Source organism: Streptomyces sp. NPDC093111 (assembly GCF_040683955.1).
Classification (GTDB): Bacteria; Actinomycetota; Actinomycetes; order Streptomycetales; family Streptomycetaceae; genus Streptomyces.
The window spans coordinates 368191-389719 of the sequence record NZ_JBFBNW010000008.1 but is presented as its reverse complement, the minus strand read 5'-3'; the positions used below and the strand labels follow the sequence as shown (position 1 = coordinate 389719).

General features: G+C 68.8%; 28 protein-coding genes. 24 read left to right on the top strand and 4 right to left on the bottom strand.

Annotated features, from left to right (window positions below; translation table 11 throughout):
* Nucleotides 1-137 precede the first annotated feature (137 nt).
* From AB0Q96_RS16920 to AB0Q96_RS16910, 3 genes are read right to left on the bottom strand one after another with little or no spacing between them, the layout of a single operon-like run.
* Nucleotides 138-347, bottom strand: coding sequence for a hypothetical protein (locus AB0Q96_RS16920; RefSeq protein ID WP_365326032.1), 210 nt, complete (start codon nucleotides 345-347; stop codon nucleotides 138-140).
* Nucleotides 341-1084, bottom strand: a complete 744-nt coding sequence (locus AB0Q96_RS16915) for a hypothetical protein (RefSeq protein WP_365326029.1) — start codon at nucleotides 1082-1084, stop codon at nucleotides 341-343. The genes AB0Q96_RS16920 and AB0Q96_RS16915 overlap by 7 nt, the downstream gene beginning before the upstream one ends.
* Nucleotides 1077-1436, bottom strand: coding sequence for a WhiB family transcriptional regulator (locus tag AB0Q96_RS16910; RefSeq protein WP_365326027.1), 360 nt, complete (start codon nucleotides 1434-1436; stop codon nucleotides 1077-1079). Before AB0Q96_RS16910 ends, AB0Q96_RS16915 begins: the two co-directional genes overlap by 8 nt.
* Before the next feature lie 244 nt (nucleotides 1437-1680).
* On the opposite strand from AB0Q96_RS16910, the gene AB0Q96_RS16905 reads away from it, so the two are divergent.
* The 6 genes from AB0Q96_RS16905 to AB0Q96_RS16880 all read left to right on the top strand — a co-directional run bounded on the left by AB0Q96_RS16905 (nucleotide 1681) and on the right by AB0Q96_RS16880 (nucleotide 9632).
* Nucleotides 1681-2130, top strand: a complete 450-nt coding sequence (locus AB0Q96_RS16905; RefSeq protein WP_365326025.1) for a helix-turn-helix transcriptional regulator — start codon at nucleotides 1681-1683, stop codon at nucleotides 2128-2130.
* Between the two features lie 312 nt (nucleotides 2131-2442).
* Nucleotides 2443-2814 carry a 30S ribosomal protein S12 gene (gene rpsL / locus AB0Q96_RS16900; protein WP_003948652.1) on the top strand — a complete coding sequence of 124 codons (372 nt, stop codon included), beginning with the start codon at nucleotides 2443-2445 and terminating at the stop codon, nucleotides 2812-2814.
* Between the two features lie 2 nt (nucleotides 2815-2816).
* Nucleotides 2817-3287: a 30S ribosomal protein S7 gene (gene rpsG, locus AB0Q96_RS16895; protein WP_329423203.1), complete on the top strand. Its 471-nt coding sequence runs from the start codon at nucleotides 2817-2819 to the stop codon at nucleotides 3285-3287.
* Nucleotides 3288-3326: 39 nt separating this feature from the next.
* Nucleotides 3327-5453 (top strand): elongation factor G, encoded by a 2127-nt coding sequence (gene fusA / locus AB0Q96_RS16890; protein ID WP_365326023.1) that lies wholly within the window; start codon nucleotides 3327-3329, stop codon nucleotides 5451-5453.
* A 150-nt stretch (nucleotides 5454-5603) separates the two neighbouring features.
* Nucleotides 5604-6797, top strand: coding sequence for an elongation factor Tu (gene tuf, locus AB0Q96_RS16885; RefSeq protein WP_046908240.1), 1194 nt, complete (start codon nucleotides 5604-5606; stop codon nucleotides 6795-6797).
* A gap of 180 nt (nucleotides 6798-6977) precedes the next feature.
* The gene (locus AB0Q96_RS16880) at nucleotides 6978-9632 is read left to right on the top strand and encodes an N-acetylmuramoyl-L-alanine amidase (protein ID WP_365326021.1); all 2655 of its coding nucleotides are present in this window, start codon (nucleotides 6978-6980) and stop codon (nucleotides 9630-9632) included.
* Nucleotides 9633-9692: 60 nt separating this feature from the next.
* On the opposite strand, the gene AB0Q96_RS16875 is transcribed toward AB0Q96_RS16880, so the two are convergent.
* Nucleotides 9693-11666, bottom strand: a complete 1974-nt coding sequence (locus tag AB0Q96_RS16875; protein WP_365326077.1) for a PIG-L family deacetylase — start codon at nucleotides 11664-11666, stop codon at nucleotides 9693-9695.
* Between the two features lie 224 nt (nucleotides 11667-11890).
* Here AB0Q96_RS16875 and AB0Q96_RS16870 point away from each other — a divergent pair, with 224 nt between their 5' ends.
* The 18 genes from AB0Q96_RS16870 (at nucleotide 11891) to rplF (ending at nucleotide 21529) form a co-directional block, all read left to right on the top strand.
* A complete protein-coding gene (locus AB0Q96_RS16870; RefSeq protein WP_365326019.1) occupies nucleotides 11891-13087 on the top strand; it encodes a hypothetical protein in 1197 nt (398 codons plus the stop codon).
* Nucleotides 13088-13550: 463 nt separating this feature from the next.
* On the top strand, nucleotides 13551-13859 hold the full coding sequence (gene rpsJ, locus AB0Q96_RS16865) for a 30S ribosomal protein S10 (protein ID WP_003948644.1): 309 nt from the start codon (nucleotides 13551-13553) through the stop codon (nucleotides 13857-13859).
* An 11-nt stretch (nucleotides 13860-13870) separates the two neighbouring features.
* Nucleotides 13871-14515: a 50S ribosomal protein L3 gene (gene rplC / locus AB0Q96_RS16860; RefSeq protein ID WP_329423208.1), complete on the top strand. Its 645-nt coding sequence runs from the start codon at nucleotides 13871-13873 to the stop codon at nucleotides 14513-14515.
* 7 nt (nucleotides 14516-14522) lie between these two features.
* Nucleotides 14523-15173, top strand: a complete 651-nt coding sequence (gene rplD, locus AB0Q96_RS16855; protein WP_365326017.1) for a 50S ribosomal protein L4 — start codon at nucleotides 14523-14525, stop codon at nucleotides 15171-15173.
* Complete coding sequence (gene rplW / locus AB0Q96_RS16850) at nucleotides 15173-15496, top strand: 50S ribosomal protein L23 (protein ID WP_024755407.1); 324 nt, start codon at nucleotides 15173-15175, stop codon at nucleotides 15494-15496. Before rplD ends, rplW begins: the two co-directional genes overlap by 1 nt.
* Nucleotides 15497-15536: 40 nt before the next feature.
* Nucleotides 15537-16373 carry a 50S ribosomal protein L2 gene (gene rplB / locus AB0Q96_RS16845; protein ID WP_329423211.1) on the top strand — a complete coding sequence of 279 codons (837 nt, stop codon included), beginning with the start codon at nucleotides 15537-15539 and terminating at the stop codon, nucleotides 16371-16373.
* A 12-nt stretch (nucleotides 16374-16385) separates the two neighbouring features.
* On the top strand, nucleotides 16386-16667 hold the full coding sequence (rpsS, locus tag AB0Q96_RS16840; RefSeq protein WP_015035577.1) for a 30S ribosomal protein S19: 282 nt from the start codon (nucleotides 16386-16388) through the stop codon (nucleotides 16665-16667).
* A gap of 42 nt (nucleotides 16668-16709) precedes the next feature.
* Complete coding sequence (rplV, locus tag AB0Q96_RS16835) at nucleotides 16710-17057, top strand: 50S ribosomal protein L22 (protein WP_004571827.1); 348 nt, start codon at nucleotides 16710-16712, stop codon at nucleotides 17055-17057.
* Nucleotides 17057-17890, top strand: coding sequence for a 30S ribosomal protein S3 (gene rpsC, locus AB0Q96_RS16830; protein WP_046908247.1), 834 nt, complete (start codon nucleotides 17057-17059; stop codon nucleotides 17888-17890). Before rplV ends, rpsC begins: the two co-directional genes overlap by 1 nt.
* Nucleotides 17891-17895: 5 nt before the next feature.
* Nucleotides 17896-18315, top strand: a complete 420-nt coding sequence (gene rplP / locus AB0Q96_RS16825) for a 50S ribosomal protein L16 (protein WP_015035580.1) — start codon at nucleotides 17896-17898, stop codon at nucleotides 18313-18315.
* Nucleotides 18315-18539, top strand: coding sequence for a 50S ribosomal protein L29 (gene rpmC / locus AB0Q96_RS16820; protein WP_046908248.1), 225 nt, complete (start codon nucleotides 18315-18317; stop codon nucleotides 18537-18539). The genes rplP and rpmC overlap by 1 nt, the downstream gene beginning before the upstream one ends.
* The gene (gene rpsQ / locus AB0Q96_RS16815; RefSeq protein WP_046908249.1) at nucleotides 18539-18820 is read left to right on the top strand and encodes a 30S ribosomal protein S17; all 282 of its coding nucleotides are present in this window, start codon (nucleotides 18539-18541) and stop codon (nucleotides 18818-18820) included. The genes rpmC and rpsQ overlap by 1 nt, the downstream gene beginning before the upstream one ends.
* Before the next feature lie 98 nt (nucleotides 18821-18918).
* Nucleotides 18919-19287: a 50S ribosomal protein L14 gene (gene rplN / locus AB0Q96_RS16810; RefSeq protein ID WP_003956455.1), complete on the top strand. Its 369-nt coding sequence runs from the start codon at nucleotides 18919-18921 to the stop codon at nucleotides 19285-19287.
* Between the two features lie 2 nt (nucleotides 19288-19289).
* Nucleotides 19290-19601: a 50S ribosomal protein L24 gene (gene rplX, locus AB0Q96_RS16805; RefSeq protein ID WP_329423212.1), complete on the top strand. Its 312-nt coding sequence runs from the start codon at nucleotides 19290-19292 to the stop codon at nucleotides 19599-19601.
* Nucleotides 19598-20155 (top strand): 50S ribosomal protein L5, encoded by a 558-nt coding sequence (gene rplE, locus AB0Q96_RS16800; protein WP_329428483.1) that lies wholly within the window; start codon nucleotides 19598-19600, stop codon nucleotides 20153-20155. The genes rplX and rplE overlap by 4 nt, the downstream gene beginning before the upstream one ends.
* Before the next feature lie 5 nt (nucleotides 20156-20160).
* Complete coding sequence (locus AB0Q96_RS16795) at nucleotides 20161-20346, top strand: type Z 30S ribosomal protein S14 (protein ID WP_003948630.1); 186 nt, start codon at nucleotides 20161-20163, stop codon at nucleotides 20344-20346.
* Nucleotides 20347-20569: 223 nt separating this feature from the next.
* The gene (gene rpsH / locus AB0Q96_RS16790; protein ID WP_015035585.1) at nucleotides 20570-20968 is read left to right on the top strand and encodes a 30S ribosomal protein S8; all 399 of its coding nucleotides are present in this window, start codon (nucleotides 20570-20572) and stop codon (nucleotides 20966-20968) included.
* Nucleotides 20969-20989: 21 nt separating this feature from the next.
* Entirely contained in the window at nucleotides 20990-21529 is a 540-nt protein-coding gene (gene rplF / locus AB0Q96_RS16785; protein ID WP_329423213.1) for a 50S ribosomal protein L6, read from the top strand.

Sequence of the window (21529 nt, the reverse complement as noted above, 5' to 3'; positions counted from 1 at the left end):
CTTTTTGGGGGCTGGGTTGGGGGGGGTACCCCGTCACCCCGGCCCCCCCCGCCAAACCCCTCCGCCCCGTGTCTCGGGTCGAGACACGGGGCGCTTCGGCGTTCCCGGGGGGCCGGGGCTCCGGGGGTCCGGGGCTTTCAGGCGGTACGTGGGCGGCGGCGGGCCGCTCGTTCGGCGGCGAAGACGTCCTCCAGGCGGAACAGCTGGGCCCGGCCGGCCCTGCCCGCGGCCACCAGGTGGCCCAGCTGGACCCACTTGCGGATCGTCGCCGGGGCGACCCCCGCCTCCACGGCGGCGAGCGGGCCCGGGATCAGCGCCGGCAGGGAAAGCGCGGTCGAGCTCAGCATGAGGTCTCCTTCGTGTCGTCCATCGCCGCTTCGATCTCGTCCGTCCGCGCGCCCGACGCGTCCGCCAGCTCCGCCCACGCGTCCTCCGGCCACAGGTGCCGGTAGGCCGGGTCGTCCTGGCAACCGCAGGCCCCGTCCGTGCACAGGCAGGCCGGGTTCACGCACAGCACCGCCCGCCGGTCCGGGAAGGCCCGCAGCGACACCGAGTCGCACCAGGGGCAGCGCCCCGACACCCGGACGACGGTCTCCGCGTCGCCCAGCGTCCGCGCGCAGCGGCGGGCCATCCGGCGGATCTCGTCCCGCACGTGCCGGGCCAGCACCGGGTGGGCGGCGATCGTGTCGAGCGTGCCGGTGACCCGGCGCAGGCGCTCCACGACGCCCGCCCGCCGCGGCCGGGGCAGTCCGAGCCGGGCGCAGACGGCCTCCTCCAGCTCCACCACGCCGTCGGTGATGTCGCGGATCGCGTCGGAGATGTGCAGCCGGATCGGGGCGGCGCCGTGGCCCGGTACGGAGAGGCCGTGCCGCTGTTCGAGCAGCAGTGCCTCGCGGCGCTCGGCGCGGATCAGCTCGTCCCGCCCCGGGTGGGGGGCGGTGGGCGCGGTCCCGGCGGGGGAGCGGCGGCCGGGGGCGAGCTCCTCGGCGAGCTCGGGGAACTGGCGGGCGAGGGAGGCGGTCCAGAGCACGATGTCCCGCACCACGCGCTCGTCGGCGGGGCCGCCGGTCGCGTGCTCAGCCACGGTCGCCTCCGGCGAGGGCGGCGCCGGCGGCGTCCAGGGCGGCGTGGTCGGTGAGGGCGGCGAGGGCGGTGCCGGCGGTCGGCTCGGCGGCGGCGTCCGCCGGGGCCGGCTCGCCGCGGCGGCGGCGGGGCTTCACCGGGCGTCCGTTGCGCCACAGGCGGCCGGCGCAGACGCCGTCGAACCAGCTCTCGGCGGGGGCGACGGCCGTCTCGCACTCGCGGCGGACGGGGCAGGCGGCGCAGGCGCGCAGGGCCGGGGCCGCCTCTTTGCCGCGGCGTGAGAACACGACGGACGGGGAGAGGTCGGCACACGCGGCGGCGGCCTGCCATGGGGAGGAGTCGTACTGGTGCAAGGAGGTTCTCCACGTTCCGGGGCCCCAGACGCCCCTGGGGCCGGTGGGGCCCCTGGGACTCAGGAGGCCGACGAGTGCGGCGGCGAGAACACTGACATGTTGCGTGCGAGCTCGCAACTACCTTTGTGGGGGCCCCTTCACCGATTCGACACGATTGCGTGCCCGAAAGCACGTAATTCCGTGCGCGCAAGCACGCTAAAGTGAGGGGCCCGAAAGGTGGGGGAGTTAAGGGAGCGGTACACACATGAGCACTCAAGGGCTCGACGCGTTCGCAGGCTGGGTCGAGCGGCTGATGCGAGCGCGCGGCTACGACATCGACAGCCCCCGCGGCGGAGGGAAGTCCCGGATCGCGGACGAGGCCGGAGTGCACCGTGCCGCCGTGACCCGGCTGCTGCAGCGGCAGAGCATGCCCGACCTGGAGACCATGCGCAGGATCGCCCCGCTCCTCGGGGTCTCCGTCCGTGACATGCTCATCCGGTCCGGCCGGGTCACCCCCGAGGAGCTGCCGCTCGCGGAGGACCTCCTGGCGCCGAACGACTGGCAGCCGACCATGGAGGACTTCGCCCGCTGGCTCGGTGTCCCCGACGAGCGGATGGACGTCTTCGTGAAGGTCGTCACGCAGTTCCTGGAGCCCGACGCGGAGGGCTCCGACGTGCGCGGCGCGGGCGAGTCCCGCCGTGCCGCCCAGGACTGACCCGCGCGCCCGCCGCCCCGTCGTGCCGCCTGCCCGTCCGGGTGACGCCCGCCCGTGTCGCCCGGACCGGCCTGCGCGTGGGCATTTGTTTTGACCGGAGTCCATGCGATAGGTACGCTCATGCCTTGTGCCTGGGGTGTGCCCGGACTCGTATGCGTGTCTTCAACCGCAGACCGAGTCCGACATCGGCCGCCGCAATCAGCGCCCCTCTCCGCCTCTGGCGGGGGGTCGCTGGATTCGACACACCCGACCGCGTGGGTCGGCGATGTTCCAGGTTAGTTTTACCGACGGCACACAGAAACCGGAGAAGTAGTGCCTACGATCCAGCAGCTGGTCCGTAAGGGCCGGCAGGACAAGGTCGAGAAGAACAAGACGCCCGCACTCGAGGGTTCCCCTCAGCGCCGCGGCGTCTGCACGCGTGTGTTCACGACCACCCCGAAGAAGCCGAACTCGGCCCTCCGTAAGGTCGCGCGTGTGCGTCTGACCTCGGGCATCGAGGTCACGGCCTACATCCCGGGTGAGGGCCACAACCTGCAGGAGCACTCGATCGTGCTCGTCCGCGGTGGCCGCGTGAAGGACCTGCCGGGTGTTCGTTACAAGATCATCCGCGGTTCCCTCGACACGCAGGGCGTCAAGAACCGTAAGCAGGCTCGCAGCCGCTACGGCGCCAAGAAGGAGAAGTAAGAATGCCTCGTAAGGGCCCCGCCCCGAAGCGCCCGGTCATCATCGACCCGGTCTACAGCTCTCCTCTTGTCACCTCGCTGATCAACAAGATCCTGCTGGACGGCAAGCGTTCCACCGCCGAGCGCATCGTGTACGGCGCCATGGAGGGCCTCCGCGAGAAGACCGGTGCTGACCCGGTCGTCACGCTGAAGCGCGCTCTCGAGAACGTCAAGCCGTCCCTCGAGGTCAAGTCCCGCCGTGTCGGTGGCGCCACCTACCAGGTGCCGATCGAGGTCAAGCCGGGCCGCGCGTCCACGCTGGCCCTCCGCTGGCTCGTCGGTTACTCCCGCGCCCGTCGCGAGAAGACCATGACCGAGCGCCTCATGAACGAGCTCCTCGACGCCTCGAACGGCCTCGGTGCTGCGGTCAAGAAGCGCGAGGACACGCACAAGATGGCCGAGTCCAACAAGGCCTTCGCGCACTACCGCTGGTAGTCGCAACCCACATCGAGACCGAGAGAAGACTGAGCCGATATGGCTACCACTTCGCTTGACCTTGCCAAGGTGCGCAACATCGGCATCATGGCGCACATCGACGCGGGCAAGACGACCACCACCGAGCGGATCCTGTTCTACACCGGCGTCTCGTACAAGATCGGTGAGGTCCACGACGGCGCTGCCACGATGGACTGGATGGAGCAGGAGCAGGAGCGTGGCATCACGATCACCTCTGCTGCCACCACCTGCCACTGGCCGCTCGAGGACGTCGATCACACGATCAACATCATCGACACGCCGGGCCACGTCGACTTCACCGTCGAGGTGGAGCGTTCGCTCCGCGTGCTCGACGGTGCTGTCACCGTGTTCGACGGCGTGGCCGGCGTCGAGCCCCAGTCCGAGACCGTCTGGCGTCAGGCGGACCGCTACGGCGTTCCGCGTATCTGCTTCGTCAACAAGCTCGACCGGACCGGTGCCGAGTTCTTCCGCTGCGTCGACATGATCGTGGACCGCCTCGGCGCGACCCCGATCGTCATGCAGCTCCCGATCGGCGCCGAGATGGACTTCCAGGGCGTCGTCGACCTCGTCCGCATGAAGGCGCTCGTCTGGTCCGCCGAGGCCAGCAAGGGCGAGATGTACGACGTCGTCGACATCCCGGCCACGCACACCGAGCTCGCCGAGGAGTGGCGCGGCAAGCTCATCGAGGCCGTCGCCGAGAACGACGAGGAGCTCATGGAGCTCTTCCTCGAGGGCACCGAGCCCACCGAGGAGCAGCTCTACGCCGCGATCCGTCGCATCACCATTGCCTCGGGCAAGGGTGGCGAGACCACGGTCACCCCGGTGTTCTGTGGCACCGCGTTCAAGAACAAGGGTGTTCAGCCCCTGCTCGACGCGGTCGTTCGCTACCTCCCGTCCCCCCTCGACGTCGAGGCCATCGAGGGCCACGACGTCAAGGACGCCGAGCTCGTCGTGAAGCGCAAGCCTTCCGACGACGAGCCGCTGTCGGCCCTCGCGTTCAAGATCGCGAGCGACCCGCACCTCGGCAAGCTCACCTTCGTCCGGATCTACTCCGGTCGCCTGGAGGCCGGCACCGCGGTGCTGAACTCCGTCAAGGGCAAGAAGGAGCGCATCGGCAAGATCTACCGCATGCACGCGAACAAGCGTGAGGAGATCGACTCGGTGGGCGCCGGCGACATCGTCGCCGTCATGGGCCTCAAGCAGACCACCACCGGTGAGACGCTGTGTGACGACAAGAACCCGGTCATCCTGGAGTCCATGGACTTCCCGGCGCCGGTCATTCAGGTCGCCATCGAGCCCAAGTCCAAGGGTGACCAGGAGAAGCTGGGTGTAGCCATCCAGCGTCTCGCGGAGGAGGACCCCTCCTTCCAGGTCCACTCGGACGAGGAGACCGGCCAGACCATCATCGGTGGTATGGGCGAGCTTCACCTCGACATCCTCGTCGACCGCATGCGTCGCGAGTTCAAGGTCGAGGCGAACGTCGGCAAGCCGCAGGTCGCGTACCGCGAGACGATCCGCAAGGCCGTCGAGCGACTGGACTACACCCACAAGAAGCAGACCGGTGGTACCGGTCAGTTCGCCAAGGTGCAGATCGCGATCGAGCCCATCGAGGGTGGCGACGCCTCGTACGAGTTCGTGAACAAGGTCACCGGTGGCCGCATCCCGAAGGAGTACATCCCTTCGGTCGACGCCGGTGCGCAGGAGGCCATGCAGTTCGGCATCCTGGCCGGCTACGAGATGACTGGCGTCCGCGTCATCCTTCTCGACGGTGGCTACCACGAGGTCGACTCCTCCGAGCTCGCGTTCAAGATCGCCGGTTCGCAGGCCTTCAAGGAGGCCGCGCGCAAGGCCTCCCCGGTCATCCTCGAGCCCATGATGTCCGTCGAGGTCACCACGCCCGAGGACTACATGGGTGAGGTCATCGGCGACATCAACTCCCGCCGTGGCCAGATCCAGGCCATGGAGGAGCGCAGCGGCGCTCGCGTCGTGAAGGGCCTCGTGCCCCTCTCGGAGATGTTCGGCTACGTCGGAGACCTCCGCAGCAAGACCTCGGGTCGCGCAAGCTACTCGATGCAGTTCGACTCCTACGCCGAGGTTCCGCGGAACGTCGCCGAGGAGATCATCGCGAAGGCCAAGGGCGAGTAACTCTCCCGAGTTCACGCTTTAGGCTTGACACCAGTCGCCGGGGTTTCGCCCCGGAACCCGGAGGAACGGGCCCCGGCGACTGGCATCCCAGCAAAGATCACCTGGCGCCGATGAAGCAAGGCGTACAGAACCACTCCGCAGGAGGATCAAGTGGCGAAGGCAAAGTTCGAGCGGACTAAGCCGCACGTCAACATCGGCACCATCGGTCACATCGACCACGGTAAGACGACCCTCACGGCCGCCATTACCAAGGTGCTGCACGACGCGTACCCGGACCTGAACGAGGCCTCGGCCTTCGACCAGATCGACAAGGCTCCCGAGGAGCGCCAGCGCGGTATCACGATCTCGATCGCGCACGTCGAGTACCAGACCGAGTCGCGTCACTACGCGCACGTCGACTGCCCCGGTCACGCGGACTACATCAAGAACATGATCACGGGTGCCGCGCAGATGGACGGCGCCATCCTCGTGGTCGCCGCCACCGACGGCCCGATGCCGCAGACCAAGGAGCACGTGCTCCTGGCCCGCCAGGTCGGCGTTCCGTACATCGTCGTCGCCCTGAACAAGGCCGACATGGTGGACGACGAGGAGATCCTGGAGCTCGTCGAGCTCGAGGTTCGTGAGCTCCTCACCGAGTACGAGTTCCCGGGCGACGACCTGCCGGTCGTCCGCGTCTCGGCGCTCAAGGCGCTCGAGGGCGACAAGGAGTGGGGCGAGAAGCTGCTCGGCCTCATGCACGCCGTCGACGAGGCCATCCCGCAGCCCGAGCGTGACGTCGACAAGCCGTTCCTGATGCCGATCGAGGACGTCTTCACGATCACCGGTCGTGGCACCGTCGTCACCGGTCGTATCGAGCGTGGTGTCCTCAAGGTCAACGAGACCGTCGACATCATCGGCATCAAGACCGAGAAGACCACCACCACGGTCACCGGCATCGAGATGTTCCGCAAGCTGCTCGACGAGGGCCAGGCCGGTGAGAACGTCGGTCTGCTCCTCCGTGGCATCAAGCGCGAGGACGTCGAGCGCGGCCAGGTCATCATCAAGCCCGGTTCGGTCACGCCGCACACCGAGTTCGAGGCCCAGGCCTACATCCTGTCGAAGGACGAGGGTGGCCGTCACACCCCGTTCTTCAACAACTACCGCCCGCAGTTCTACTTCCGTACCACGGACGTGACCGGCGTCGTGACCCTCCCCGAGGGCACCGAGATGGTCATGCCGGGCGACAACACCGCCATGTCGGTCGCGCTGATCCAGCCGATCGCCATGGAGGAGGGCCTCAAGTTCGCCATCCGTGAGGGTGGCCGGACCGTCGGCGCCGGCCAGGTCGTCAAGATCACCAAGTAAGTTCTCACGAACTTCGGTGGTTTGACCTGGTAGCTCGACAGAGCTGCTCGGAAGGGCCCCGCACCGCTTCGGCGGCGCGGGGCCCTTCTGCGTACCCACCCCGGTGGCAGCCGCAAACCTGACGTCCCGTAGCATGCGCCGTTCAGCCGTGTCATGGGCACATACAGGGGTGGAGACGACTTGAGTTCGGGACGTGGAGTACGTCGCAAACAGAGCAAGCGGGTACGTCGTACGGCGATCGCGGCGGGTCTCGCCGCGGCGACGGTGCTGGGGTTCCAGGCCGCCGCGAACGGCGCCGTGTTCGGCGAGGAGGGCCCCACGCCCAACCCGCCCAGCGTCTACAGCGCCACGGGGGAGGAGACCGGACCCGTCAAGAGCGAGGTCCAGAAGCTCGCTCTGACCGACAAGGGTCACGGCGAAGCCGTCCTGTCCCAGCGTGACACCCAGCGCTTCGGCCTCCTCGGCGTGTCCTGGACGGACCCCGAGGCGAAGATCAAGGGCAAGATCCAGGCCCGCTCCCGCGACGCCGAGACCGGCGCGTGGACCGAGTGGATGGACCTGGAGCCCTACCCCGCGCTGCTCGACGGCAAGCGGGCCGGCGCCCGCGGTTCCACCGAGCCCGTCTGGGTCGGTGCCTCCGACGGCGCCGAGGTCCGGGTCACCGACGGTGCCGCCAGCGGCATCCTCCCGGCCGGCCTCCGGCTGGACCTGGTCGACCCCGGTGCGCCCGCGAAGGCCGCCACCGGCGACCTGAACGCGGAGACCGCCGCCTTCAAGGCCGACGTCCCGCCGACCCCGACCGGCCCCGAGTCGACGGCCCCGCGGCCGACGATCGTCAGCCGCGCCGAGTGGGGCGCCGACGAGTCGCTGAACAACGAGGGCCCGATCTACCTGCCCGGCGGGAAGATCAAGGCCGCGTTCGTGCACCACACGACGGACGCGGACTACGACTGCGCCCAGTCCGCCGCCCTGGTCAGGGCGATCCACGTGTACCACGTGAAGACCAACGGCTGGCGCGACCTCGGCTACAACTTCCTCGTCGACAAGTGCGGCACGATCTTCGAGGGCCGCCAGGGCGGCGTCGACCAGCCGGTCCTGGGCGCGCACACCTACGGCTGGAACTCCGAGTCGACCAGCGTCTCCATCATGGGCGACTACACCAGCAAGGCCGCGCCCGAGGCCGCGCTGATCTCGGCGTCCAAGGTCATCGCGTACAAGCTGGGCCAGTACGGCGTCGACCCGGGCGGCAAGGCCACGCTGACCGCCGGTGCCACGCAGAACAACTTCTTCGGCGAGAAGTTCACCCTCGGCCAGACGTACAGCTTCGACGCCGTCTCCGGGCACCGCAACGGCTTCAACACCCAGTGCCCCGGCAACATGCTGTACCCGCAGCTGCCGCAGATCCGGGCGTTCGCCACCGGCTCCGTCGCCGGCCTCAAGGTCGACTCGCTCACCGGCGGCGCCACCGCGGTCGGCAGCGGCTACGAGACCCCCGGGCCGGTCACCGTGAACTGGTCGACCAGCACCGCGCCGAACAGCCTCATCAGCAAGTTCGAGGTCCTCGTCGACGGCCAGGTCGCCACCACGAGCTGGGGTCACATCCGCAGCTCCGCGCTGAACGTCAGCGGCTACGGCGACCACAGCGTCGCCGTCCGCGCCACGCACACCTCCGGCAAGGTCACGACCTCGGCCCCGGTCACCGTGACGGTGCCCGGTCCGAAGACGTACAAGCCGCTCACGCCCACCCGCCTGATGGACACCCGCTCCGGGCTCGGCGTGGCCAAGGCCAAGGTCGGTCCGGCCGGCGAGGTCACCCTCCAGGTCGCCGGCCAGGGCGGCGTCCCGGCCACCGGCGTCGGCGCCGTCGTGCTCAACGTGACCGCGACCGGTCCGACCGCGACCAGCTTCGTCTCCGTGTACCCGAACGGGACGGCCCGCACCAGCGCGTCGAACCTGAACTTCACCGCGGGCAAGACGATCCCGAACCTGGTCGTCGTGCCCGTCGTCGACGGCAAGGTGAAGTTCTACAACCACGCCGGCTCGGTCGACCTGCTCGCCGACGTCACCGGCTACTACGCCAAGGACACCAGCGGCTCGACCCACGTGAACCTCGGCCCGCTGCGGCTGATGGACACGCGGTACGGCACCGGCGTCGCCAAGGCGAAGGTCGGCCCGGACAGCACCGTCGACCTCCAGGTCGCCGGCGTCAGCGGCGTCCCGGCCGACAAGGTCACCGCCGTGGTCCTGAACGTGACCGCGACCAACCCGACCGCGGGCAGCTTCGTGTCGGTCTTCCCGCACGGCACCGCCCGCACCAGCGCGTCGAACCTGAACTTCACCGCCGGCCAGACGATCCCGAACCTGGTGGTCGTGCCCGTCGTCGACGGCAAGGTCAGCTTCTACAACAAGTTCGGCACGGTGGACCTGCTCGCCGACATCACCGGCTACTTCACGTCGGAGAACACCGGCGCCTCGCACATCAACCTGGGCCCGAAGCGCCTGATGGACACCCGCTCCGGCCTCGGTGTCCGCAAGGGCGCCATCGGCGCGGACAGCTTCGTCACGCTCGACGTGGCGGGCGTGCAGGGCGTCCCGGCGACCGGCGTCACGGCCGTCGTCCTCAACGTGACGGCGACCAACCCGACCTCGGGCAGCTTCGTCTCCGTCTACCCGGACGGCACCGAGCGCACCAGCGCCTCGAACCTGAACTTCACCTCCGGCCTGACCATTCCCAACCTGGTGGTCGTGCCCGTCGTCAACGGCAAGGTGAACTTCTACAACAGGTCCGGCTCGGTCGACCTGCTCGCCGACATCACGGGCTACTTCACCAAGTGACCTGAGAACGGCTCGCGTTGAGGGCCCGTCTCCCTTCGGGGAGGCGGGCCCTCGGCGTTGCTACGGACGCCACACCCAGGGCCGCGCGTCCGCCCCGAGGCCGACCACCGCCCCCTCGTGCGGCACCGCGTCGCCGACCGGTGCGGGACCTCCCGTACGGGTGTGCGGACGCCCCGCGCGGTACAGCTGGACCCGGTGGTCCTGGTCCCGGCCCACCAGCACCGGGCCGCCGGGGCCCGGCTCGGCGGACAGCAGGCCGTAGCCGTCGAAGAGGGGGGCGGTGCCGCTCGTCGCGCGCAGCCGGGCCTCCGCCGGGCGCCGGTAGAACACCTGGACGCCGCCCGGGGCCGGGACCGCGGCCACCGGGTCGCCGGCGAGCGGGAGCGGGGCCGCGGGGGAGCCGTCGATCCAGTGGCGTACGGCGTCCCGGCCGGCCGCCAGGACGTGCACGCGGCCGTCGGCGCCGGTCAGCGCCGTCAGACCGTCCTGGAGCTCGCCCCGCGCCGGGAGCGCCCGCCACGGACCCCAGGCGCCGTCGGCGGCCCGTACCCGGGTGGCGACGCCCTGCTCGGCGTCCCGCACGAAGAGGTGGACCCGCCCGTCGGGCGCGGTGACGGCCACCGGCGCGCCGATCCGGCGCCCGAGGTCGTCGCCGCGCTCCGGATTGCCGAGGCCCCGCCAGGCGAGGAACGGGCCGCCGGGGGAGCGCTGCTCCAGGACGACGAGCTCGCGCCGGTTCGGGCCGCCGCGGCCGGCGAGGGCGGCGAAGCGCACGCCGAAGAGCAGCACCCGGCCGTCCCGGAGCACCGTCCGGGCCAGGGCGGGCGCCAGCGGGCCGCCGCCCAGGTCCTCGGGCGCGCCGAGGCGGCCGGAGCCGGGGGCCGTCTCGCGCCAGCGGACCGCGCGCAGCCCGAGGACGCCGTACGCGGCGAGCCGCCCGTCCGGTTCGGTGGTGACGGCGGGCGCGGGGGCGGGCCAGCGGTAGTGGGTGGAGCGCACCCAGCCCTTCTTGTTGGTGAGGGGCCGGTCGCCGCCGACGCCGTAGTCGCCGCAGCCGGAGGGGTTGCCGCACTCCCAGGAGGGGTCGCCGCCGTAGGGGACGAGGTGGGCGGCCTTCTCGGCGAGGACCCGCGGCGGGAGGTTCTTGGGCCAGTGCCGGTTGTAGTAGCCGCGGAAGGCGGTGACGGTGAACGCCGGGACGGGCCCGCCGCCGGCGGTGGCGTCGGCGACCCGGCGCAGCAGCGCCGCCCAGGTGAAGCAGGCGACGGCGGTGTGGTCGCCGTGGTCGGAGTAGCCGGGCTGCTCGCTGTCCCGCTTGCGGGTGGCCTCGTCGCTGTGCTGGAGGTCCGGGTCCGGGTCGAGGGTGTGCACGACGGTGGGCCGGTACGTGGCCAGGAGCCCGGCGAGGACCTCGGTCAGGCCGTCGTGGTCGTAGCGGTCGGTGCGGGTCAGGGGGGAGTCCGCGGACAGCTGGGTGCGCAGTTCGAGGGCGCGGTCCTCCCAGAGCGCGGGGAGCGCCATGTAACGGCGGGAGGTGTGCATGGGCAGGTTGAGGAAGACCAGCTCGACCCGGCGCCCGTCGTGCGCGAGGGTGTCGACCTCGGCCCGCCGCCCGCCGGCGAGCGTGGAGATTCGTTTCTCCCACGGGGTGAACCGGTCCGCACCGAGCGCTTCCGCGTACGCCTGCCGCAGGCCCTGGTGGCGGGCGGAGGAGTAGGCGGCCCGGTCGGGAGGGGTCTCGGGCATGCCCTTGATCCGGTTGACGCCGGTGTGCTCGCCCGCCGTGACGTACACGGAGACGACCGGGACCCCGGCGTCGAGCAGCCGCTGGGTGTCGGGGTTCATGAAGTACAGGTCGTCGTCCGGGTGCGCGGCGAACTGCATCAGCAGCGCCCCGCCGTCCCGCGCGGCCACCGGCAGCCCCGGCTTCGGGTCCGCGCTCCGCTCGATGCGCGGTCGCGGCGGTACGGAACACCCCGCGGCCGTCGCGGCGGCGACCGCCACCGCACCCGCGAGAACACCGCGCCGCGCCACTCTTCTGCTGTCCACCGGTCGTACGTCCCCCGTGCGTCGTGCTGCGGTACCGGGCCTCGTGCGTCCGACTAGACGGTTATCCGACGACCCGGGTTCTACGGTAAGCGGCCGGATGCGGTCACGAACTGATCAAGAGGCGCTGACCAGGCTTTTCCGCCCGTCCGGCGGCGTGAGAGCGTCCGGATCGCAGGACGAGACGCAGCAGCACCCGGGGTGGGAAGCACATGAGTGAGAAGCCGTCGGTCTCCGACGAGGAATGGGCCTCGTTCGTCGAGGGCGCGCGCGAGCAGGGGCTCGGGACTCCGGAGCAGGAGAAGCTCCTGAGGAAGGCCAGGCCGCCGAAGCGGGAGAAGCCGCCCAAGCCCCCGAAGCCCCCGAAGACACAGAAGCGGTCGAAGCGCGAGGAGCCCGCGGGCTGGCGCACCGGGCCCGCCTGGCAGGAGATGAACGGCACCGCCCGCCGCCGGGGCCGGGCCAAGGCCGCGCTCGGCATCACCCTGGTGGCCGCGCTCGCGCTGGTCGCCGTACGCCCCCAGCTGCTGACCGAGCACCTCCCGGAGGGCGTGACCTCCGCACTGCCGTCCAGCTGGACCGACCGCCCCGAGGACACCACCCCGCTCGCGGCCGAGACGGCCCGCCCGACCGCCGCGCCGGACGCGGTGGACCCGCACCGGCCGACCTTGAAGGAGCCCTTCAGGGGCTCCCCGGCGCTGCGCTGGGCCGACGGGGCGGCGGGGATCGAGCTGCCGCCGGCGAAGGCGGTGGGCGGCCTCTCGCGGGCGCAGGTGACGGCGGCGCTCCAGCGGACCAGGAGCTATCTGATCGAGACCAACCTCGACACCGGCACCCTCAGGGGCGAGCGCCCGGCGGCCGCGATCGCGCTGGTCGAGCCGCGGCAGAAGGAGCTGCACGGCTGGTTCGAGGACGCGCTGCGCAAGCCGACGGAGAAGCTGGACCCGCTGTTCTGGTTCACCCGCTTCGGCCCCGAGGTCCGCCCGGTGGGCCAGGTGGTCAAGACGCGGGGGCACCTGACCTTCGCGGCCGGCGACCGGCCCGGCATGGTCGTGATCAAGGCCGACTACAGCTTCGTGTACCCCTTGGTGAAGTCCCGCCCCGGCGCCGACGAGGTCGCGCGCACGATCGTCCGCCGCACGCTGGAGATGGGCGTCTACCAGCCCGGCCGGTGGCAGGTCACGCCGGGCGCGCTGACCCTGATCGACACGACGTACGACGTCGCCAACAGCTCCTGCACGATCGACGACGGGTTCCTGCACCCGCAGTTCGACGAGGACGCCCCGGACCCGGGGCGGGGCCCGACCGGCGAGGCGGTGGACCCGTACGACCGGAGCGTCGCCCCGAGGCGGGCCGGCGGGAAGGACGCCCCCGCGCAGGCCGAGTGCGGGCGGGCCACCCGCACCTGAGGCGGCCGTCCCGGGGTACCCGCGGGGACGCGACCCCTCCCGTCGTGCCCCTGCGTGTACCCCGACGTGACGTGGGGTACAGTCTTCGCCGCCGATTGGCGGCGGGATGGCCTCGTATGGCAGACTGTCGGGGTTGCTCGGTTGAGTGCCGATGCTGCGCGCCTCCCGCCGGGAGGACCGGAAGCGAGTCCCACAGTACTCGTCGCCCCCCTGGGGCGGACGTACGGGAATCTTCCGGGAAGTGCCAGCGGGGCCTCCACCAGGCACCCGGTGGGTGTTCCACCCCCGCCTCGCGGTCCATGGCCCGCACCCCCTTGGTTGGGAATTCCTCTGGGAATTCTTCGTAGAGGGAGTGCGACACGCCCGACCGCGTGGGTCGGAGGAGGAGCGGTGTTCTCGCGAGAGGGCACAGCCGCCCGGGTTCCAGAGCGTTTACGACAGAGAACAGGACTACTGAGTAGCCATGGCGGGACAGAAGATCCGCATCCGGCTCAAGGCCTACGACCACGAGGTCATCGACTCCTCGGCGAAGAAGATCGTCGAGACGGTGACGCGCACTGGTGCGTCGGTCGCGGGCCCGGTGCCGCTGCCCACTGAGAAGAACGTGTACTGCGTCATCAAGTCGCCGCACAAGTACAAGGACTCGCGCGAGCACTTCGAGATGCGCACGCACAAGCGCCTCATCGACATCCTCGACCCCACGCCGAAGACGGTTGACTCGCTCATGCGCCTCGACCTCCCGGCGGGCGTTGACATCGAGATCAAGCTCTGAGGGCGCGCGAGATGGCTAAGAACATCAAGGGCATCCTGGGCGAGAAGCTCGGCATGACGCAGGTCTGGGACGAGAACAACCGGGTCGTCCCGGTGACCGTCGTCAAGGCCGGCCCGAATGTCGTGACCCAGGTCCGCACGAACGACAACGACGGCTACGAGTCGGTCCAGATCGCCTTCGGCGAGATCGACCCGCGCAAGGTGAACAAGCCCCTCAAGGGTCACTTCGCCAAGGCCGACGTCACCCCGCGCCGCCACCTGGTGGAGCTCCGTACCGCTGACGCCTCCGAGTACACGCTCGGCCAGGAGATCACCGCTGAGCTCTTCGAGGCCGGCGTGAAGGTCGACGTCACCGGTAAGAGCAAGGGCAAGGGCTTCGCCGGTGTCATGAAGCGCCACAACTTCCGTGGTGGCAAGGCTTCTCACGGTGCCCACCGCGTGCACCGCAAGCCTGGTTCGATCGGTGGCTGCGCCACTCCGGGCCGCGTCTTCAAGGGCATGCGCATGGCCGGCCGTATGGGCAACGAGCGCGTGACCACCCAGAACCTGACCGTCCACGCCGTTGACGCGGAAAAGGGACTGCTGCTCATCAAGGGCGCCGTTCCCGGCCCGAACGGTGGCCTCGTCCTGGTCCGCACCGCGGCCAAGGGGGTTTGAGGAACCGATGAGCACCATTGACATCCTGTCGCCCTCCGGCGACAAGGCCGGCACCGTCGAGCTCCCCGCGGAGATCTTCGGCGCGAAGGTCAGCGTCCCGCTGATCCACCAGGTCGTCGTCGCGCAGCTGGCCGCGGCCCGTCAGGGCACGCACAAGGTCAAGTCCCGTGGCGAGGTCCGTGGTGGTGGCCGCAAGCCGTACCGCCAGAAGGGCACCGGCCGCGCCCGTCAGGGCTCGACCCGCGCGCCGCAGTTCGCCGGTGGTGGCGTCGTGCACGGTCCCGTGCCGCGTGACTACTCGCAGCGGACCCCGAAGAAGATGAAGGCCGCCGCCCTCCGCGGTGCCCTCTCGGACCGCGCGACCCACTCCCGCATCCACGTCGTCACCGACGTGGTCGAGGGTGGCGTCTCCACCAAGGCCGCGAAGACGCTGTTCGGCAAGATCTCGGAGCGCAAGAACCTGCTCCTGGTCGTCGAGCGCTCCGACGAGGCCGCGTGGCTGTCCGCCCGCAACCTGCCCCAGGTGCACATCCTGGAGCCGGGCCAGCTCAACACGTACGACGTGATCGTCTCCGACGACGTGGTCTTCACCAAGGCCGCCTTCGAGTCCTTCGTGTCTGGCCCCCAGACCGCTGAGACCGAAGGGAGCGACGCCTGATGACTGAGGCCGTCGTCACCAGCAAGACCTTCTCGGACCCGCGCGACATTCTCGTCAAGCCGGTCGTCTCGGAGAAGAGCTACGCTCTGCTGGACGAGAACAAGTACACGTTCATCGTCGCGCCTGGCTCCAACAAGACCCAGATCAAGCAGGCCGTCGAGGCGGTCTTCTCGGTCAAGGTCACCGGGGTCAACACGATCAACCGCCAGGGTAAGCGCAAGCGCACCAAGGCCGGTTTCGGCAAGCGCAAGGACACCAAGCGCGCCATCGTGACCCTTGCTGAGGGCAACCGTATCGACATCTTCGGCGGTCCGACCGCCTAAGGGCGGTCTGGATCGTCCGGAATCGGACGAGGACTGAGAAATGGGAATCCGCAAGTACAAGCCGACTACGCCGGGCCGTCGTGGCTCCTCCGTAGCCGACTTCGTCGAGATCACGCGGTCCACGCCGGAGAAGTCGCTGGTTCGCCCCCTGCACAGCAAGGGCGGCCGTAACAACACCGGTCGGATCACCGTTCGCCACCAGGGTGGTGGACACAAGCGCGCCTACCGTCTGATCGACTTCCGTCGTCACGACAAGGACGGCGTGCCGGCCAAGGTCGCGCACATCGAGTACGACCCGAACCGCACCGCGCGCATCGCGCTGCTCCACTACGCGGACGGCGAGAAGCGCTACATCATCGCCCCCAAGGGTCTGACGCAGGGTGACCGCGTCGAGAACGGCCCGGGCGCGGACATCAAGCCCGGTAACAACCTGGCCCTCCGCAACATCCCGGTCGGTACCACGATCCACGCGATCGAGCTCCGCCCCGGTGGCGGCGCCAAGTTCGCGCGTTCCGCTGGTGCCTCCGTGCAGCTGCTGGCGAAGGAGGGCACGATGGCCCACCTTCGTATGCCGTCCGGTGAGATCCGTCTCGTCGACGCCCGCTGCCGCGCCACCATCGGCGAGGTCGGCAACGCCGAGCAGTCGAACATCAACTGGGGCAAGGCCGGCCGTAAGCGCTGGCTGGGCGTTCGCCCGACCGTCCGCGGTGTGGCGATGAACCCGGTTGACCACCCGCACGGTGGTGGTGAGGGCAAGACCTCCGGTGGTCGCCACCCGGTCTCCCCGTGGGGTCAGAAGGAGGGTCGTACTCGTTCGCCGAAGAAGGCTTCGAACAAGTACATCGTCCGCCGCCGCAAGACGAACAAGAAGCGCTAGGAGCGGGTTTAGATGCCGCGCAGTCTCAAGAAGGGACCCTTCGTCGACGGCCACCTCGTCAAGAAGGTGGACGCCCAGAACGAAGCCGGTACCAAGAACGTCATCAAGACCTGGTCCCGTCGCTCGATGATCATCCCGGCCATGCTCGGCCACACGATCGCGGTGCACAACGGCAAGACCCACATTCCGGTGTTTGTCACCGAGTCGATGGTCGGCCACAAGCTCGGCGAGTTCTCGCCGACGCGCACCTTCCGGGGTCACGTGAAGGACGACCGGAAGTCGAAGCGCCGCTAGTAGCGGGGTGGAATGACCATGACAGACACTGGAAGGACAACCATGGAAGCCAGGGCCCAGGCGCGGTACATCCGCGTCACGCCCATGAAGGCCCGCCGCGTGGTGGACCTTATCCGTGGCATGGACGCCACGGAGGCTCAGGCGGTCCTGCGTTTCGCCCCGCAGGCCGCGAGCGTGCCGGTTGGCAAGGTGCTGGACAGCGCCATTGCCAACGCCGCGCACAACTACGACCACACCGACGCCTCTTCGCTGGTCATCAGCGAGGCGTACGTGGATGAGGGCCCGACCCTGAAGCGGTTCCGTCCGCGTGCTCAGGGCCGTGCCTACCGGATCCGTAAGCGGACCAGCCACATCACCGTGGTCGTCAGCAGCAAGGAAGGAACCCGGTAATGGGCCAGAAGGTTAACCCGCATGGGTTCCGGCTCGGCATCACCACGGACTTCAAGTCCCGGTGGTACGCCGACAAGCTGTACAAGGACTACGTCAAGGAAGACGTCGCCATCCGTCGGATGCTGACGTCCGGCATGGAGCGCGCCGGCATCTCGAAGGTTGAGATCGAGCGCACCCGTGACCGCGTCCGCGTGGACATCCACACGGCTCGCCCGGGCATCGTCATCGGTCGCCGCGGCGCCGAGGCCGACAAGATCCGTGGCCAGCTGGAGAAGCTGACCGGCAAGCAGGTCCAGCTGAACATCCTCGAGGTCAAGAACCCCGAGATGGACGCTCAGCTGGTGGCCCAGGCCGTCGCCGAGCAGCTGTCCTCCCGCGTCTCCTTCCGTCGCGCCATGCGTAAGAGCATGCAGGGCACGATGAAGGCCGGCGCCAAGGGCATCAAGATCCAGTGTGGTGGCCGTCTCGGCGGCGCCGAGATGTCCCGCTCGGAGTTCTACCGCGAGGGCCGTGTGCCCCTGCACACGCTCCGCGCGAACGTCGACTACGGCTTCTTCGAGGCCAAGACGACCTTCGGCCGCATCGGTGTGAAGGTCTGGATCTACAAGGGCGACGTCAAGAACATCGCCGAGGTCCGCGCCGAGAACGCTGCTGCCCGCGCTGGCAACCGCCCGGCCCGTGGCGGCGCTGACCGTCCGGCCGGCCGCGGTGGCCGCGGTGGCGAGCGTGGCGGTCGCGGTCGCAAGCCGCAGCAGGCTCAGGCTGCCGAGGCCCCCAAGGCCGACGCTCCCGCCGCCGCTCCGGCTGCTGAGAGCACCGGAACGGAGGCCTGACCGAAATGCTGATCCCCCGTAGGGTCAAGCACCGCAAGCAGCACCACCCCAAGCGCTCTGGCATGAGCAAGGGTGGCACGCAGGTTGCGTTCGGCGAGTACGGCATTCAGGCCCTCACGCCGGCGTACGTGACCAACCGTCAGATCGAGGCCGCGCGTATCGCGATGACCCGCCACATCAAGCGTGGCGGCAAGGTCTGGATCAACATCTACCCGGACCGCCCGCTCACGAAGAAGCCTGCCGAGACCCGCATGGGTTCCGGTAAGGGTTCGCCGGAGTGGTGGATCGCGAACGTCAAGCCCGGTCGGGTGATGTTCGAGCTGTCCTACCCGAACGAGAAGATCGCGCGTGAGGCTCTGACTCGTGCGGCTCACAAGCTGCCGATGAAGTGCAAGATCGTTAAGCGCGAGGCAGGTGAGCTGTGATGTCGGCCGGTACCAAGGCGTCCGAGCTGCGCGAGCTGGGCAACGAGGAGCTTGTCGCCAAGCTCCGCGAGGCCAAGGAAGAGCTGTTCAACCTCCGCTTCCAGGCGGCGACGGGCCAGCTCGAGAACCACGGCCGGCTCAAGTCCGTCCGTAAGGACATCGCCCGGATCTACACCCTGATGCGCGAGCGTGAGCTGGGCATCGAGACGGTGGAGAACGTCTGATGAGCGAGAACAACGTGACTGAGAAGACCGAGCGCAACGCTCGCAAGGTCCGCGAGGGCCTCGTCGTCAGCGACAAGATGGACAAGACCGTCGTCGTCGCTGTCGAGGACCGCGTGAAGCACGCGCTGTACGGCAAGGTCATCCGCCGTACGAACAAGCTCAAGGCTCACGACGAGCAGAACGCTGCGGGCGTCGGCGACCGTGTCCTCCTCATGGAGACGCGCAAGCTGTCCGCCTCGAAGCACTGGCGCGTCATCGAGATCCTCGAGAAGGCCAAGTAAGCACCTGAGGATTCCCTCAGGTTCGTTCCGCCAGGCTCCGCCGGGGGCCGAGTGATCGGCCCCTGGCGGGGAACCGGCAGACAAATCAGGAGATAGACGTGATCCAGCAGGAGTCGCGACTGCGTGTCGCCGACAACACTGGTGCCAAGGAGATCCTTTGCATCCGTGTTCTCGGTGGCTCGGGTCGCCGCTACGCGGGCATCGGTGACGTCATCGTCGCCACCGTCAAGGACGCGATCCCCGGTGGCAACGTGAAGAAGGGTGACGTCGTCAAGGCGGTCATCGTTCGCACCGTCAAGGAGCGCCGCCGCCAGGACGGCTCGTACATCCGCTTCGACGAGAACGCCGCCGTCATTCTGAAGAACGACGGCGACCCTCGCGGCACCCGTATCTTCGGCCCGGTGGGCCGTGAGCTGCGCGAGAAGAAGTTCATGAAGATCATCTCGCTCGCGCCGGAGGTGCTGTAAGCATGAAGATCAAGAAGGGCGACCTGGTCCAGGTCATCACCGGTAAGGACAAGGGCAAGCAGGGCAAGGTCATCACGGCCTTCCCTACTGAGAACCGCGTCCTGGTCGAGGGTGTCAACCGGGTCAAGAAGCACACCAAGGCCGGCCCCTCGCAGGCCGGCGGCATCGTGACGACCGAGGCTCCGGTCCACGTCTCCAACGTCCAGCTGGTCGTGGAGAAGGACGGCAAGAAGGTCGTCACGCGTGTCGGTTACCGCTTCGACGACGAGGGCAACAAGATCCGCGTTGCCAAGCGGACGGGTGAGGACATCTGATGGCTACCACCACTCCGCGTCTCAAGACGAAGTACCGCGAGGAGATCGCGGGCAAGCTGCACGACGAGTTCAAGTACGAGAACGTCATGCAGATCCCCGGCCTCGTGAAGATCGTGGTCAACATGGGTGTCGGCGACGCCGCCCGTGACTCGAAGCTCATGGACGGTGCCGTCCGTGACCTGACCACCATCACCGGTCAGAAGCCGGCCGTCACCAAGGCCCGCAAGTCCATCGCGCAGTTCAAGCTGCGCGAGGGTCAGCCGATCGGTGCGCACGTCACCCTCCGTGGCGACCGCATGTGGGAGTTCCTGGACCGCACCCTGTCGCTCGCGCTTCCGCGCATCCGCGACTTCCGCGGCCTGTCCCCGAAGCAGTTCGACGGCCGTGGCAACTACACCTTCGGTCTCACGGAGCAGGTCATGTTCCACGAGATCGACCAGGACAAGATCGACCGTACCCGGGGTATGGACATCACCGTGGTCACCACGGCGACCAACGACGACGAGGGCCGCGCGCTTCTCCGTCACCTCGGCTTCCCGTTCAAGGAGGCGTAAGCGAGATGGCGAAGAAGGCTCTTATCGCGAAGGCTGCCCGCAAGCCCAAGTTCGGCGTGCGGGGTTACACCCGCTGCCAGCGCTGCGGCCGCCCTCACTCCGTGTACCGCAAGTTCGGCCTGTGCCGCGTGTGCCTTCGTGAGATGGCTCACCGTGGCGAGCTGCCGGGCGTGACCAAGAGCTCCTGGTAATTCCCCTTCGCCCTTTGGGCGTTGGTGAATGACCGGAGTCTCTCGGTAAGCACTGGGTTGGCGGCCGTCCGGCCCCGCATGGCTTAGGCTAGTGGGGTTGGGCGTCCGCCGCCCGTACGACTTACTACGCCGTAGGTCCCCGCGCCGCACCCGTCCCGCCCCTGTGTGGGGAGAGGGATGGCGCATACAGGAAACCCCGGCGAGAGAGGCCGAAGGCCAATTCATGACCATGACTGATCCGATCGCGGACATGCTGACTCGTCTGCGTAACGCGAACTCGGCATACCACGACTCCGTGACGATGCCGCACAGCAAGATCAAGTCTCACATCGCGGAAATCCTCCAGCAGGAGGGCTTCATCACGGGCTGGAAGGTCGAGGACGCCGAGGTCGGCAAGAACCTCGTCCTCGAGCTCAAGTTCGGTCCGAACCGTGAGCGCTCCATCGCGGGCATCAAGCGGATCTCGAAGCCCGGCCTCCGGGTTTACGCGAAGTCCACCAACCTGCCGAAGGTTCTCGGCGGCCTGGGCGTGGCGATCATCTCCACGTCCCACGGCCTCCTGACCGGCCAGCAGGCAGGCAAGAAGGGCGTAGGTGGGGAAGTCCTCGCCTACGTCTGGTAGTCGGGAACGGAGGAATAGCTAATGTCGCGTATTGGCAAGCTGCCTATCCAGGTTCCCGCCGGCGTGGACGTCACCATCGAGGGCCGCACGGTCACGGTGAAGGGTTCCAAGGGCACCCTGAGCCACACCGTCGCCGCGCCGATCGAGATCGTTAAGGGCGAGGACGGCGTTCTCAACGTCACCCGTCCGAACGACGAGCGTCAGAACAAGGCCCTTCACGGCCTGTCCCGCACGCTGGTGGCCAACATGATCACCGGTGTGACCCAGGGTTACGTCAAGGCGCTCGAGATCAGCGGTGTCGGTTACCGCGTGGCCGCGAAGGGCTCCGGTCTGGAGTTCCAGCTCGGCTACAGCCACCCGATCATGATCGAGGCGCCCGAGGGCATCTCGTTCAAGGTCGAGTCGCCGACCAAGTTCGCGGTCGAGGGCATCGACAAGCAGAAGGTCGGCGAGGTCGCCGCCAACATCCGCAAGCTGCGCAAGCCCGACCCGTACAAGGCCAAGGGCGTCAAGTACGCGGGCGAGGTCATCCGCCGCAAGGTCGGAAAGGCTGGTAAGTAA

Bases quoted from the DNA above. Each gene is read 5' to 3' on its own strand.
- rpsH (WP_015035585.1), top strand. From the start codon at position 20,570: ATGACCATGACTGATCCGATCGCGGACATGCTGACTCGTCTGCGTAAC.
- rpsS (WP_015035577.1), top strand. From the start codon at position 16,386: ATGCCGCGCAGTCTCAAGAAGGGACCCTTCGTCGACGGCCACCTCGTC.
- rpsG (WP_329423203.1), top strand. From the start codon at position 2,817: ATGCCTCGTAAGGGCCCCGCCCCGAAGCGCCCGGTCATCATCGACCCG.
- fusA (WP_365326023.1), top strand. From the start codon at position 3,327: ATGGCTACCACTTCGCTTGACCTTGCCAAGGTGCGCAACATCGGCATC.
- rplC (WP_329423208.1), top strand. From the start codon at position 13,871: ATGGCTAAGAACATCAAGGGCATCCTGGGCGAGAAGCTCGGCATGACG.
- AB0Q96_RS16795 (WP_003948630.1), top strand. From the start codon at position 20,161: ATGGCGAAGAAGGCTCTTATCGCGAAGGCTGCCCGCAAGCCCAAGTTC.
- rpsQ (WP_046908249.1), top strand. From the start codon at position 18,539: ATGAGCGAGAACAACGTGACTGAGAAGACCGAGCGCAACGCTCGCAAG.
- rplP (WP_015035580.1), top strand. From the start codon at position 17,896: ATGCTGATCCCCCGTAGGGTCAAGCACCGCAAGCAGCACCACCCCAAG.
- AB0Q96_RS16920 (WP_365326032.1), bottom strand. From the start codon at position 347: ATGCTGAGCTCGACCGCGCTTTCCCTGCCGGCGCTGATCCCGGGCCCG.
- rplW (WP_024755407.1), top strand. From the start codon at position 15,173: ATGACTGAGGCCGTCGTCACCAGCAAGACCTTCTCGGACCCGCGCGAC.
- rpmC (WP_046908248.1), top strand. From the start codon at position 18,315: ATGTCGGCCGGTACCAAGGCGTCCGAGCTGCGCGAGCTGGGCAACGAG.
- rplF (WP_329423213.1), top strand. From the start codon at position 20,990: ATGTCGCGTATTGGCAAGCTGCCTATCCAGGTTCCCGCCGGCGTGGAC.
- rplV (WP_004571827.1), top strand. From the start codon at position 16,710: ATGGAAGCCAGGGCCCAGGCGCGGTACATCCGCGTCACGCCCATGAAG.
- rpsJ (WP_003948644.1), top strand. From the start codon at position 13,551: ATGGCGGGACAGAAGATCCGCATCCGGCTCAAGGCCTACGACCACGAG.
- rplX (WP_329423212.1), top strand. From the start codon at position 19,290: ATGAAGATCAAGAAGGGCGACCTGGTCCAGGTCATCACCGGTAAGGAC.
- AB0Q96_RS16870 (WP_365326019.1), top strand. From the start codon at position 11,891: ATGAGTGAGAAGCCGTCGGTCTCCGACGAGGAATGGGCCTCGTTCGTC.
- rpsC (WP_046908247.1), top strand. From the start codon at position 17,057: ATGGGCCAGAAGGTTAACCCGCATGGGTTCCGGCTCGGCATCACCACG.
- rplB (WP_329423211.1), top strand. From the start codon at position 15,537: ATGGGAATCCGCAAGTACAAGCCGACTACGCCGGGCCGTCGTGGCTCC.
- rplD (WP_365326017.1), top strand. From the start codon at position 14,523: ATGAGCACCATTGACATCCTGTCGCCCTCCGGCGACAAGGCCGGCACC.
- AB0Q96_RS16905 (WP_365326025.1), top strand. From the start codon at position 1,681: ATGAGCACTCAAGGGCTCGACGCGTTCGCAGGCTGGGTCGAGCGGCTG.